General features: G+C 65.4%; 12 protein-coding genes. 6 read left to right on the top strand and 6 right to left on the bottom strand.

Annotation, left to right across the window (positions count from 1 at the left end):
* Positions 1-166 precede the first annotated feature (166 nt).
* Both CO669_RS22900 and CO669_RS22895 read left to right on the top strand, forming a co-directional pair.
* Complete coding sequence (locus CO669_RS22900) at positions 167-1,639, top strand: amidase (RefSeq protein WP_097662196.1); 1,473 nt, start codon at positions 167-169, stop codon at positions 1,637-1,639.
* A 34-nt stretch (positions 1,640-1,673) separates the two neighbouring features.
* A complete protein-coding gene (locus tag CO669_RS22895; protein ID WP_198964201.1) occupies positions 1,674-2,027 on the top strand; it encodes a nuclear transport factor 2 family protein in 354 nt (117 codons plus the stop codon).
* A 171-nt stretch (positions 2,028-2,198) separates the two neighbouring features.
* On the opposite strand, the gene CO669_RS22890 is transcribed toward CO669_RS22895, so the two are convergent.
* Together CO669_RS22890 and CO669_RS22885 are read right to left on the bottom strand one after the other, a co-directional pair.
* The gene (locus CO669_RS22890; RefSeq protein ID WP_097662194.1) at positions 2,199-3,287 is read right to left on the bottom strand and encodes a Zn-dependent alcohol dehydrogenase; all 1,089 of its coding nucleotides are present in this window, start codon (positions 3,285-3,287) and stop codon (positions 2,199-2,201) included.
* A gap of 45 nt (positions 3,288-3,332) precedes the next feature.
* Positions 3,333-5,117 (bottom strand): acyl-CoA dehydrogenase family protein, encoded by a 1,785-nt coding sequence (locus tag CO669_RS22885; RefSeq protein WP_097662193.1) that lies wholly within the window; start codon positions 5,115-5,117, stop codon positions 3,333-3,335.
* A gap of 231 nt (positions 5,118-5,348) precedes the next feature.
* Between CO669_RS22885 and CO669_RS22880 the strand changes: the two genes are divergently transcribed.
* The gene (locus tag CO669_RS22880) at positions 5,349-6,050 is read left to right on the top strand and encodes an SDR family oxidoreductase (RefSeq protein WP_097662192.1); all 702 of its coding nucleotides are present in this window, start codon (positions 5,349-5,351) and stop codon (positions 6,048-6,050) included.
* 245 nt (positions 6,051-6,295) lie between these two features.
* On the top strand, positions 6,296-7,126 hold the full coding sequence (locus tag CO669_RS22875; protein WP_097662191.1) for an enoyl-CoA hydratase: 831 nt from the start codon (positions 6,296-6,298) through the stop codon (positions 7,124-7,126).
* A 175-nt stretch (positions 7,127-7,301) separates the two neighbouring features.
* Here CO669_RS22875 and CO669_RS22870 read toward each other — a convergent pair whose 3' ends face one another.
* Both CO669_RS22870 and CO669_RS22865 read right to left on the bottom strand, forming a co-directional pair.
* Positions 7,302-7,925, bottom strand: coding sequence for a GNAT family N-acetyltransferase (locus CO669_RS22870; RefSeq protein ID WP_097662190.1), 624 nt, complete (start codon positions 7,923-7,925; stop codon positions 7,302-7,304).
* A gap of 67 nt (positions 7,926-7,992) precedes the next feature.
* Positions 7,993-8,196: a DUF1127 domain-containing protein gene (locus tag CO669_RS22865; RefSeq protein ID WP_097662189.1), complete on the bottom strand. Its 204-nt coding sequence runs from the start codon at positions 8,194-8,196 to the stop codon at positions 7,993-7,995.
* Between the two features lie 110 nt (positions 8,197-8,306).
* Here CO669_RS22865 and CO669_RS22860 point away from each other — a divergent pair, with 110 nt between their 5' ends.
* Entirely contained in the window at positions 8,307-9,206 is a 900-nt protein-coding gene (locus CO669_RS22860) for a transcriptional regulator GcvA (protein ID WP_097662188.1), read from the top strand.
* Positions 9,207-9,345: 139 nt separating this feature from the next.
* Complete coding sequence (locus CO669_RS22855; protein ID WP_097662187.1) at positions 9,346-10,677, top strand: MFS transporter; 1,332 nt, start codon at positions 9,346-9,348, stop codon at positions 10,675-10,677.
* A gap of 117 nt (positions 10,678-10,794) precedes the next feature.
* On the opposite strand, the gene CO669_RS22850 is transcribed toward CO669_RS22855, so the two are convergent.
* On the bottom strand, positions 10,795-11,208 hold the full coding sequence (locus tag CO669_RS22850; protein WP_097662186.1) for a Rieske (2Fe-2S) protein: 414 nt from the start codon (positions 11,206-11,208) through the stop codon (positions 10,795-10,797).
* The gene (locus tag CO669_RS22845; RefSeq protein WP_097662185.1) at positions 11,208-12,317 is read right to left on the bottom strand and encodes an amidohydrolase family protein; all 1,110 of its coding nucleotides are present in this window, start codon (positions 12,315-12,317) and stop codon (positions 11,208-11,210) included. Before CO669_RS22845 ends, CO669_RS22850 begins: the two co-directional genes overlap by 1 nt.
* Between the last annotated feature and the right edge of the window lie 13 nt (positions 12,318-12,330).

Here is a 12,330-nt window from a genome sequence, read left to right as displayed (position 1 = left end):
AATCACAACCTTCTCTGGAATACTGGATCGCCCGGTCAAGCCGGGCGATGACAGCGAATTCCTGAACTCAGTTCGCTCGCCCGCACATCAATCACGATCAAACAACCGTTGCGAGGTTCGGCCAAACTGCGCATCATCGCCCGACAATAAGAACAGGAGATGCGCCGTGGCCAAGTCGCAATGGAGTTTCAAGAGCGCCGTCGAGCTGTCGAACGCGCTAAGCACGAAGAAAGTCTCCGCGGTCGAGCTCGCCAGGGACGCGATCGACCGCATCGAACGGCACGACGGCAAGATCAACGCGATCTGCGTGCGGGATTTCGAGCGCGGGCTCAGTGCCGCGCGCGAGGCGGACGCCGCCCTGGCGCGCGGCGAGCGCAAGCCGCTGCTCGGCCTTCCCGTCACGGTGAAGGAATCCTACAACATCGTTGGCCTGCCGACGACCTGGGGCTGGACGCCGCAGAAGGATTTCCGGCCGGCGGAGGACGCGCTCTCGATCAGCCGGGTCAAGAACGCGGGCGGCGTCATTCTCGGCAAGACCAACGTTCCCGTCGGCTTGGGCGATTGGCAGAGCTACAACGACATCTACGGCACGACCAATAATCCGTTCGATCTCGGCCGCACGCCCGGCGGCTCGTCGGGCGGCTCGTCTGCCGCGCTTGCCGCCGGCTATGGGCCGCTCTCGCTCGGCTCCGACATTGGCGGCTCGCTGCGTGTGCCGGCCTTCCATTGCGGGGTCTATGCGCACAAGCCGACCTACAATCTCTGCCCGACGCGCGGCCATACGCCGCCGCCATTCCCCGCGATCCCGATGGAGCGCGATATGGCGGTCATTGGCCCGATGGCCCGCAGCGCCGCCGACCTGACGCTGCTGCTCGACGTGATGGCCGGCCCCGATCCGCTAGACCTCGGCGTCGGATACAAGCTCGCCCTACCGGAGGCGCGCCATGCCGCGCTGAAGGATTTCCGCCTGCTGGTGATCGATAGCCATCCGCTGCTGCCCGCGAATGCCGACATTCGCGGCGCGATCCAGAAGCTCGCCGGCCAGTTGACGAGTGCCGGCGCCAGCGTCGCGCGCGAAAGCCCGTTGTTTCCGGACTTCGCGGAGGCCTCGCGCCTCTACATGCGCATGCTGATGGGCTTTCTCGGCGCCTTCTTTCCGCCGGACATTCTCGCCGGCGCACGTGCCGGCGCGGCGCAGCTCTCGCCCGAGAACAAGAGCCTTGCGGCCGAGCGGCTGCGCGGCATGACCTCCAGCCATCAGGCCTGGGTGTTTGACGAGGGCGCGCGCGCCGGCCTGCGCGCGCAATGGCGGCACTTGTTCCGGACGTTCGACGCGGTGATCTGCCCGATCATGCCGACCCCGGCCTATCCGCATGATCATTCCCCGGAGCAGGAGAAGCGCCGGATCAATATCGACGGCAAGGATCACGCCTATCCGGACCAGCTTGCCTGGCCCGGCATCGCGACCCTGACGGGCCTGCCGGCCACGGCGATCCCGCTCGGCCTGTCGAAGGACGGCCTGCCGGTCGGCGTCCAGATCATCGGGCCATTCCTCGAGGACCGCACACCGCTCAAGCTCGCCGAGCTGATCGAGCGCGAGTTCGGCGGGTTCGTGCCTCCGCCATTGTTCAATGATTAGCGCTTCCGTCATTGCGCCCCGGAGTGACAGCACCATGAGCCAGGACCTCGAACAGCTCACCGCGCTCAACCGCGACTATGTCGCCTCGGTGCAGAACTGCGACGTCAAGCGCTTCGACGAGATCCTCGCGCCCGAGTTCTATTGCTCCAATCCCGACAAGACACTGGTGGATCGCGCCGCCTTCCTGGAGCAGACGGCGCGGCCGATCGCGATCCGCAATCTGCAGGCCCACGACGTCATCATCCGCATCATGGGCGATTTCGCCATCATCCATGCCGCGACCAGCTACACCACGGCGGACGAGCAGAAGGCGACCGGGCGATATACCGATTGCTGGGCAAAGCGGAATGGCGAGTGGCTCGCGGTGTCCGCGCACGTGTCGCGATGAGGTGAAGCAAGCTAACCTCACACTCCTCTGTCATGCCCCGGCTTGACCGGGGCATCCAGTACGCCGCGGCAGCAGTTCGTTCACACAACTCTCGCCGCGGTGTACTGGGTCGCCCGCCTTCGCGGGCGATGACACCTGTTATGGCATAACACCGACCGGTGCCGATGCCTGCTAGCTGTCGAATACGATCACGCTGCGCAGCGTCTTGCCGGCTTTCATGTTGGCAAAGCCCTCGTTGATCTCCGAAAGCTTCAGCTTGGCCGAGATCCAGTCTTCCAGATGCAGCCGTCCCCGCAGGTAGAAATCGACCAGGCGCGGCATGTCGACGCGAAAATGGTTCGAGCCCATCGAGGAGCCCTGGATCCGGCGTTCCCTGAGGAAATCGAACCCGTGCAGCTCGATCTTCTGGCCGAAGGGGATCATGCCGACGATGGTGGCCGTGCCGCCCGAAGCGAGCATGCCAAAAGCCTGCTCGGCGGTCTCCTTGCGGCCGAGCACCTCGAATGAATGATGCACGCCGCCATTGGTGAGATCGCGCACCTGCTTCACCACGTCGCCATCGGCGGGATTGATGATGTCGGTGGCGCCCAGCTTGGTGGCGAGCTGGAGCTTTGCCGGATTGGTGTCGATGGCGATGATGCGCCCGGCGCCGGCGATCTGCGCGCCGTTGATCGCGGCCATGCCGACGCCGCCGCAGCCGATCACGGCGACGGTTTCGCCCGCCGTCACCTTTGCCGTGTTCACCACCGCGCCATAGCCGGTGATGACGCCGCAGCCGATCAGCGCGGCGAGATCGAGCGGCATTTCCTTCCGGATTTTGACGATGGCGTTCTCATGCACCAGCATCTGCTCGGCGAAGGAGGACAGGTTGAGGAACTGGTGCAGCTTTTCCTGCCTGTTCCACTGCATCCGGTTCGAAGCGCCCGGCAGCAACTTCACCGTGGTGTCGGTGCAAAGCACGGTGCGACCGGTGGTGCAATTGTCGCAGGTGCCACAAAACACCGACAGGCAGGTCACGACGTGGTCGCCCGGCTTGACGTAGGTGACGTCGGAGCCGACCTGCTCGACGACGCCGGCGGATTCGTGCCCGAGCACCGCAGGCAGCGGATGCGGATAAAGGCCTTCCATGAAGTGCAGGTCCGAGTGGCAGAGGCCGGCGACCGAGGTGCGGATCAGCACCTCGCGCGGGCCGGGCTTCGGCAGGCTGACATCCTCGATGACCAGGGGCTTGTTGACTTCATAGAGGACGGCGGCCTTCATCGAGCACTCCCTATCGCGTTTCTTGGTTCAGGCGTGGGCTGCAGCCTACGCTGCCAGAACCAGTTCGCCAACCTCGCTCATGCCGGCGTCGCGATCGCCCAGCAGCAGCTCCGCGATCCTGGCCTGGGTCGCATTTTCCGTCAGCCGGAACGGATCGCTCGGCGACACCCTGTGGTCGACGACGAGGCGCGACAGCAGCAGCCGGCGCGCATCGCCACGCATCTCGTGGATGCGGTGCGCCTCCCAGGCAAGCGCCACCGCACTGGCGACATGATAGAGCAGGCTGGTCGCACGGCGCGCATCGGCTTCGTTCTCCGATTTCGCCGCGACCTCGCGCGCGAAGCCGACCGCACGATCGACGAGACCACGCAGCTTGTCGCGCCAGGCCTGCGGCACCGACGCACTGTCGTCGAGCCGCGCATGCAGATCGGCAGCGAGTGCGGATTCCGCGCCATGGCGGCCGACCGCGCGCCGCAGCGCATCGATCGCGACGATGTTGCCGGTGCCTTCCCAGACCGAACCGAGATGCGCGTCGCGCAACAGGCGCGGCGTCGCGAACTCCTCGATATAGCCGATGCCGCCGCGCATCTCGAGCGCATCGCCGCAGACCTTTCGCGCATCGCGCGTGGCGCGGAATTTCAGCGTCGGGGTGAGGATGCGCAGCAAGGCCGCCGCATCCTGGCTGCCCGCTTCGGCGCGATCGAGCGCATCGGCCGTGAGAAAGCTCATCGATAGCGCCTGCTCGACCGGCAGCATGATCTTCAGCATCTGGCGGCGGCCGAGCGGAAGGTCGATGATGCGGCTGCCGAACACCACGCGGTTCTTCGCAACCGTCATGGCGTCATGATAGGCGCGGCGCATCAGCGCGGTGGACTTGACGCCGTTCGACAGCCGCGACGAATTCACCATCTCGGCCATCTGCACGAAGCCGCGGTCGAGCTTGCCGACGGCATAGGCGATGGCGCCTTCGAGCTTGATCTCGCCCGAGGCCATCGAGCGGGTGCCGAGCTTGTCCTTGAGGCGCACGATCCGGTAGTGGTTCTGCGTGCCGTCGTCGAGGAAGCGCGGCATCAGGAACAGGCCGACGCCCCGCGTTCCGGGGCCGGCGCCTTCGGGCCGCGCCAGCAGCATCACCACCTTCGCGTCGGCATTCGAGCAGAACCATTTCTCGCCAGTGAGGCGCCAATGGTCGCCCTCCTGCACCGCGCGCGTCGTCAGCGTGCCGACGTCGGAGCCGCCTTCCTTCTCGGTCATGAACTGGCCGCCTTGCGTCAGCTTGCTCATGTCGGTCGAGGTCAGGCCGTCCAGATATTTTGCCTTCAGCGCCTCGCCGCCGAAATTCGCCAGCAGTTTTGCGCAACCATCGGTGACGTTGATCGGGCACCCCATGCCGAATTCGGTCTGGTTGAACAGGAAGGTGAAGGCGTGCTTGGCGGCCACGGGATATTTGTCCGGCCAGCCCATGATGCCCTTGCGGATCGAGAGTGCGTGGATGCCGAACTCGCCGAACGCCGCGTTCTCCAGCTCGCGATAGGCCGGGTGATACTCGATCGACTGCACGTCGCGGCCGAACTTGTCGCGCTGATGCAGGATGGGCGTGTGCCGGTCGGCGAGGCGCGCGCATTCGTCGAGCCGGCCGCCGGCGAGTTCGCCGAGGCGATCGAGATGCGGCTCGATATGGCGGAACAGCGGCTCCGGCAGATGGATGCGCAGGAGATCCGTCAGCGCGGGATCGGCGCGGTAGAAATTCATGCCGCTGGTATCCGGCGCCAGCAGGCCGGATGGCTCGGCCGCGGCGTGTTTCGGCTGTGCTGGGGCCGGCTTGTGCATGATCGTCCTCTATCGTTTCCGCCTTGCGGACATTTTGCGCCGATTTGGCGCTTGCCGCTTGAGATGATGTCGATCATGCTCCAGCCGCGGAGAGCGATAAAGCCGCAAATTGTCAGGGCGGCATGATCGCCGCGACGGAGCAATTCGCTCTGCGGAATTGTGATCGCGCCGGCTGGTTGTTCGCGCGGCCCATGCATAGATCAACGGCTCCAGTCCTGAAGAGATCACGCCATGGAACATCCGAAATACAAGATCGCCCTCATCGTCGGTGCCGGCGAAGGCCTGAGCGCCTCGCTGGCGCGATTGCTGTCCACGCAAGGCATTCGCGTCGCACTGGCGGCGCGAAAGATCGAGAAGCTCGGCGCGCTCTGTAGCGAGACCGGCGCGAAAGCCTATGCCTGCAACGCCACCGATCCTGACGAGGTCGAGCGGCTGTTCGGCCTCGTCGAGCGCGAGATCGGCACGCCGGATCTCGTGGTCTACAACGCCAGCGGCCGCACGCGCGGACCGTTCGTCGACCTGGTCCCGGCCGATGTCGCGCAGGCGATCGCGGTCAGCGCCTATGGCGGCTTCCTGGTGGCGCAGCAGGCGGCCAAGCGCATGCTGCCGAACAAGCACGGCGCGATCCTGTTCACCGGCGCCTCCGCCAGCGTCAAGGGCTACGCGCAATCCGCCGCGTTCGCGATGGGCAAGTTCGCGCTGCGAGGCCTCGCGCAGAGCATGGCGCGCGAATTGTCGCCGCAGGGCATCCATGTCGCGCATTTCGTGATCGACGGCGGCATCCGCAGCGCCGCACGGACGGAGCCCGATGACAAGCCGGACTCGATGCTCGATCCCGATGCGATCGCGGCGAGCTATTGGAACGTGCTGCAGCAACCGCGCAGCGCCTGGAGCTGGGAGCTGGAGCTGCGGCCCTGGGTGGAGAAATTCTGAAGGCGAGACGCGGTGGGCAAAGGCGCATCGCGCCGTGCCCACCATCTCGGACACTGAGACACATCGTGGGCACGCTTCCGCCTTCGCTCTTCGAGCTACGGCGGACAAGTCGCTTTGCCCACCCTACGAGACCGAACAACAAGGCACCGTCATTGCGAGGAGCGAAGCGACGAAGCAATCCAGACTATTTCCGCGGAGGCAGTCTGGATTGCTTCGCTCGCAATGACGAAAGAAAGGGAGGCGACATGACCACCGAAACCACTATCGATACCGGCACCAACGAGCTCCTCTGTACGATCCGCGACCGCGTCGCAATCATCACGCTGAACCGGCCGGAGGCGCGCAATTCGCTGTCGGACGCGCTGACACCGGCGCTGCGCACGATGATCCGGAGCTGCGGCGAAGACCGCAACGTCGGTGCGCTGCTGCTCACCGGCGCGGGCGAAGCGTTCTGCGCCGGCGGCAACGTCAAGGGCATGGGCGCGCACCGTGACCCGAAGAAGCTGGAGATGTCGCTGGAGGAGCGGATCGCCGATCTCCAGGAGCGGCAGCGGCTGCTGACGGGCGCGTTGGTGTCGGTGCGCAAGCCGACCATCGCCGCCTTGCCCGGCCCCGCTGTCGGCGCCGGGCTTGCCATTGCCATGGCCTGCGACATCCGCATCGCCGCACAATCGGCCTTCGTCGCCACCGGCTATGCCCGCATCGCGCTGTCAGGCGATTACGGCATCGCCTGGCTGCTGACGCGGCTGGTCGGCACCGCGCGGGCGCGCGAGCTGATGTTCACCGGCGACCGCGTCGATGCCGCGCGCGCCGAGACCATCGGCCTCGTCAACCGCGTGGTGCCCGACGACAAATTGCAGATGGAAGCCTTCGCACTGGCAAAATCGCTCGCCGAAGGCCCGCGCCTCGCGCTGCGCTACATGAAGGACAATCTCGACGAGGCCGTGCTGTTCGACTTCGAAACCGCGCGCGACCACGAAGCCGAGCGGCTGGTACGCCTGACCACGACCGCCGATCACAAGGAGGCCGTGCAGGCCTTCATCGAGAAGCGCAAGGCGGTGTTCACAGGGAAGTAGCCTGTCATTCCGGGGCGATGCGCAGCATCGAGCCCGGAATCCATTGGGCCGCAGAACGCGCTGAAAAGTGGATTCCGGGTTCGCGCTACGCGCGCCCCGGAATGACGCTGGAGAGAGAGACCGAAAGAAAAAAAATCGCCCGGCACTGGAGACCAGGCCGGGCTTCTCAGTGGTGTCAGGCCGAGGCTGAGGGGCTATCGGCCTGACGGGAAAGCGCGGCGAGACGCCAGCTTGCGCAGGGAATGTCTTTCGGCGCGACCGCGATCTCCTTGTCGAAGCGCACCAGCTTCCAGTCGTCTGGGTGATTGACGAAGGCGAAGCCCGATTTGCGCGCGAGCGAGACCATGGCCTCGTTGGACCGCAGCGTGTCGCCGAACATGTGCTCGGCGCCGAGCGCAGCGCCGCGGCATTCGAGGTTCTTCATCAGCGCGGTGGCGATGCCGTGGCCCTGCCAGCGGTCGTCGACCGACAGCCCGAATTCGAGCGTCGCGGTTTCCGCATGCAGCGCATAGCGCGCTTCGGCGACGATGGTCTCGAAGCCGTCGACCATCATGGTCGCGACGACAGTGAAACGATCGCGCGCGCCGATCGCGAGGAAGTCATGCAGCAGCCCCTTCGGCAATTCACTGATGGCGCCGAAGAAGCGGTTGTAGCGGGAGCGGGTCGAGAGCGAACGGAAATAGTGCTGGAGCTCGTCGGTGTCGCGCGGTTCGACGAAACGGAGGTTGAGCGCCGTGCCGTCGCGGGTGCGCAGGGCATCCGAATATTGCTTGAGGTCTTCGAGGCGGAGCGTGCTCATGATGCGAGCCCTTCACAAAGGGACCGCCGGCGCCCCCGAGATCAGGCGGCGCCGGCCTGGCGGCCAATCAGGCCCGCCAGAAGGGTTTGTCGACCTCAAAGGCAATGTCACTCCAGGACAGTCCGACGTCCTGGAGATCACGGGCGGTCCAGCTGGTGAGCTCGCGCCTGGTCCGGTAGCGCTCGTGCCAGACGTGAAGCGTCTCACTGACCTGCTGGATCAGTCCGGGCGCATGATGATTTGTCATCGAGTTGTGGGTCAAAGTAGACATTTTCAGCTCCTGGAGCTAACTTGACCGCTAATATCTGCTTCCTATTGCACCGCGACAAACGACAATTTGTACCCCTTCGCATGAAATAACGTCATGTATCCTACTGCCAGATGACTGCCAGATTGCCCTCCCTCAACGGATTGCGGGCGTTTGAGGCCGCCGCGCGCCATCTCAGCTTCACGCTGGCGGCCGCCGAACTGAACGTGACGCAGACCGCCATCAGCCATCAGATCCGCAGGCTCGAGGACGAGCTCGGCATCCGCCTGTTCATCCGGCAGAACCGTGCGCTGGCGCTGACGCCGGAGGCGCGCGACTACCTCCCCGGCGTCCGCGCCGCCTTCAACGATTTGCGCCTCGCCACCGACCGTCTGCTGCGCAAGGACGACGACAAGGTGCTGACGGTGTCGACGCTGGCTTCGCTCGCGGCGAAATGGCTGCTGCCGCGGTTGACCGATTTCCAGGAGCAGCATCCCGGCATCGACGTGCGCATCACCACCTCGACCAGCCTGGTCGATTTCCAGCGCGACAATGTCGATGCCGCGATCCGTTACGGACGCGGCCAATGGCCCGGCCTGCGCGCCGACTGGCTGATGGCGGACGAGCTGTTTCCGGTGTGCAGCCCTTCACTTTTGCGCGGCGACAAGGCGCTGCGGCGGCCCGAGGACCTGCGCAACCACCCGCTGCTGCACACCTCCAACGCCAACAGCGATGACTGGCGGCTCTGGCTGACCGCGGCGGGCCTGCCGGCCGACATCGCGCGGCATCCCGGCATCACCTTCGACATGATCTTCATGACCATCCAGGCCGCGATCGACGGCATCGGCGTCGCGATGGGACGGACCTCCTATGTCCAGGACGACATCGCCAAGGGCCGGCTCGTCGTGCCCTTCAAGATCGCGCTGCCGGCGGACGCCGGCTTCTACCTGGTTGCCCCCGAGGGGCGCCGCGAAGCCCAGAAGCTGACCGCGTTCCGCCAATGGATGATTGCTGCGACGCAAAATAAGACCTGAAAAATCAACTGCTTCCTCCGCAAAACGGATTGACTCGCCCCGTCTCGCGCGGGAAGGGGTAGGACAGATTGTCGCAGTCTGTCGCCTTACCGTGAGATGATGTCCCGGTCCGGCCACGCCTATCCAAGGGAGCAACGCCATGGCTGGACCAGCCACTTCAAGCAATCCGCCCGCCATCAAGTCGCGAATCGGCGCGATCCTGCGCGCAACCAGCGGCAATTTCCTCGAGCAGTTCGACTTCTTCCTGTTCGGCTTCTATGCCGCCGCGATCGGCAAGGCCTTCTTCCCCTCCACCAACGAGACGGCTTCGCTGCTCAACACTTTCGGCGTGTTCTGGCTTGGCGCCCTGATGCGGCCGGTCGGTGCGATCGTGCTCGGGGCTTACATCGACCGCATCGGCCGCCGCCAGGGCCTGATCGTCACGCTCGGCATCATGGCCATCGGCACCGTCGTCATCGCCTTCTGCCCGAGCTATGCGACCATCGGCATCGCAGCGCCCGTCATCGTGCTGATCGGCCGCCTGCTGCAGGGCTTCTCCGCCGGCGTCGAGCTGGGCGGCGTCTCGGTGTATCTCGCGGAGATCTCGACGCCCGGCAATCGCGGCTTCTACACCTCGTTCCAGTCGTCGAGCCAGCAGGTCGCGATCTTCGTGGCGTCGATCCTCGGCTATCTCCTCTCCGAGGCGATGCCGGCCGACACCGTCGCCGCCTGGGGCTGGCGCATTCCGTTCTTCGTCGGCTGCCTGATCATTCCCTTGATCTTCTTCCTGCGGCGGACGCTGGAGGAGACGCCCGCCTTCCTCGCCATGAAGAAGCACCCGACCGCGAGCGAAGTGTTCGCCTCCGCGCTTGCCAACTGGCGCATCGTGCTGCTCGGCATGATGATCGCGATCCTGACCACGACGACGTTCTACTTCGTCACGGTTTACACGCCGACTTTCGGCAAGACCGTGCTGAAGCTGTCGACGCAGGACGCGCTGCTGGTGACGCTGCTCGTCGCCGTCAGCAACTTCTTCTGGAATCCGGTCGGCGGCGCGCTGTCCGACCGCATCGGCCGCAAGCCGGTGCTGATCACGATCGCCTGCCTGTCGCTGGTGACGGCCTATCCGGCGCTGCACTGGCTGGTGGCGGCGCCGACCTTCGGCAAGCTGCTCGCGGTCGAGATGATGTTCTCGTTCTATTTCGGCGTCTACAGCGGCACCATGCTGGGCGCGCTGGTCGAGATCGTGCCGGCGCATGTGCGCACCACCTGCTTCTCGCTGGCGTTCGCGCTCGCCGCTGCGCTGTTCGGCACCTTCACGCCGCTCGCCTCGACCTGGCTGATCGAGCGCACCGGCGACAAGGCCTCGCCCGGCTTCTGGCTGATGTTCGCCGCGCTGCTCGGCATCATCGCAGCCTCGACGGTGTATCGCGGCGGCGGCAAGGCGGTGCCGACATATGATCCGGTGGCGGAGCCGGTTGCGGGGCACTAAGACGGTGCCATTCCGGGGCGCCTCGAAGAGGCGAGCCCGGAATCCATCGCGCGACAGCAGTGCTGGGGAGACATGGATTCCGGGCTCGCGCTACGCGCGCCCCGGAATGACAGTGGGCTATAGCTCCACCACGACGTAATCGCTCTCGACCTTCACCGGGATCGTCTCGGCGACATACGGCCCCTTCACCAGGCTCGCGCCCGGCTCGACATGGGCCGGATAGGCCTTCACGCGGAAGCGGCGGGGGTCGCAATAGGACTGGCCGGTGCGGATGTCGAACTCCCAGCCGTGCCAGGGGCAGCGGATGATCTCACCCAACTTGGTGTATTCGATCTCGCCGGGCTCGCTCGACTGCGCGAGCCCGATCAGCGGCCCCTCGCACAAAGCCGCGCCCTGGTGCGGGCAGCGGTTCATCAGGCCGAAATATTCGCCCTTGATGTTGAAGATCGCGATCGGCCGGCCGTCAATCTCCAGGAATTTTCGCGTGCCGGGCGGAAGCTCGTCGACCGGCGCAATCACGTGTCTCGCCATCAGGAAACGCCATACAGCTTCTTGGCGTTGCCGAGGTAGAACGCCTCGCGATTGGCTTCGCTGACGCCCGCAGGCAGCACGCGCGAGGGCTCGTCATAGTCCCAATGCGGATAGTCGGTGGCGAACAAGAGCCGGTCCCAGCCGATCCAGTTGATGACGTCGAACAGATCCTCGCGCCTTTCAGGATCCTCCATCGGCTGCGTGGTCCACCACACCTGCTCGCGGATATATTCCGACGGCGGCCGCTTCACATGCGGCACTTCGCTGCGCAGGCGCTGCCAGACCTTGTCGAGGCGCCACGCCAGTGACGGCGCCCAGCCGAAGCCGGCCTCGATCATCACCATCTTCAGTTTCGGGAAGCGCTCGAACACGCCCTCCAGCACGAGGCTCGCCAGCGCCGATTGCTGGCATTGCGAGTGACCCACCATCTCCTCGATGTAATAGGACGGCCAGCCTGACGGCGTGATCGGGTTGCCGCCGAAGCCGAAGGCGTGGACGCCGACGGGAAGGCCGGCTTCCTCGGCGGCCTGATAGATCGGCCAATAGCGGCGCTGGCCGAGCGGCTCGACATTGCGGCTGAGCAGCAGCACCTGCACGAAGTTCTTGTCGCCGGCGCGCTCACGAATTTCGGCGGCGGCGGACAGTCCATCCTCGTTGCCCACGACGATCGAGGCCTTCAGCCGCTTGTCCCTGCTGGTCCATTTGTCGATCTGCCAATCGTTGATCGCCGAGCACAGCGCCGCCGAGAGCTCGTGATTGCGGATGCCCTGCCCGGTGCCCAGCGGGTTGAGCACGCCCAGTTGCACGTTGTTGGGATCGAGCAGCTGCTTCTGCATGAAGGAGAGGGAGGAGCCCTGCGGGCCGCCTTCCGGCGGATAGGCGTCGCGCCGCGAGGCATTGGGCTGGGCCTTGGGGTAAGGCGGGCCTTCCATCATGCCCTGATAGGCATGCACGCCGTAGACTTCGAGATGATGCTGCCAGCGTTTGGCGAGGTAGGGATAGAGCTCGGTGCGGGTGGCGCGTGCCGGATGGATGTCGCAGTCCGCGATCGCGGTTTTGACGGTCAGAGGGGACGCGGCTTCTTGGTTCTCGCGGAACTGGATATTCATCGCCTTGCCTCCT

Source organism: Bradyrhizobium sp. Y36, from assembly GCF_002531575.1.
Classification (GTDB): Bacteria; Pseudomonadota; Alphaproteobacteria; order Rhizobiales; family Xanthobacteraceae; genus Bradyrhizobium.
Note: the sequence above shows the minus strand (reverse complement) of the source record. Positions and strands in the feature narration are given on the sequence as shown.

Excerpts from the sequence above, each read along its gene's own strand:
- CO669_RS22895 (WP_198964201.1), top strand. The coding sequence starts at position 1,674 with ATGAGCCAGGACCTCGAACAGCTCACCGCGCTCAACCGCGACTATGTC.
- CO669_RS22890 (WP_097662194.1), bottom strand. The coding sequence starts at position 3,287 with ATGAAGGCCGCCGTCCTCTATGAAGTCAACAAGCCCCTGGTCATCGAG.
- CO669_RS22885 (WP_097662193.1), bottom strand. The coding sequence starts at position 5,117 with ATGCACAAGCCGGCCCCAGCACAGCCGAAACACGCCGCGGCCGAGCCA.
- CO669_RS22880 (WP_097662192.1), top strand. The coding sequence starts at position 5,349 with ATGGAACATCCGAAATACAAGATCGCCCTCATCGTCGGTGCCGGCGAA.
- CO669_RS22875 (WP_097662191.1), top strand. The coding sequence starts at position 6,296 with ATGACCACCGAAACCACTATCGATACCGGCACCAACGAGCTCCTCTGT.
- CO669_RS22870 (WP_097662190.1), bottom strand. The coding sequence starts at position 7,925 with ATGAGCACGCTCCGCCTCGAAGACCTCAAGCAATATTCGGATGCCCTG.
- CO669_RS22865 (WP_097662189.1), bottom strand. The coding sequence starts at position 8,196 with ATGTCTACTTTGACCCACAACTCGATGACAAATCATCATGCGCCCGGA.
- CO669_RS22860 (WP_097662188.1), top strand. The coding sequence starts at position 8,307 with ATGACTGCCAGATTGCCCTCCCTCAACGGATTGCGGGCGTTTGAGGCC.
- CO669_RS22855 (WP_097662187.1), top strand. The coding sequence starts at position 9,346 with ATGGCTGGACCAGCCACTTCAAGCAATCCGCCCGCCATCAAGTCGCGA.
- CO669_RS22850 (WP_097662186.1), bottom strand. The coding sequence starts at position 11,208 with ATGGCGAGACACGTGATTGCGCCGGTCGACGAGCTTCCGCCCGGCACG.
- CO669_RS22845 (WP_097662185.1), bottom strand. The coding sequence starts at position 12,317 with ATGAATATCCAGTTCCGCGAGAACCAAGAAGCCGCGTCCCCTCTGACC.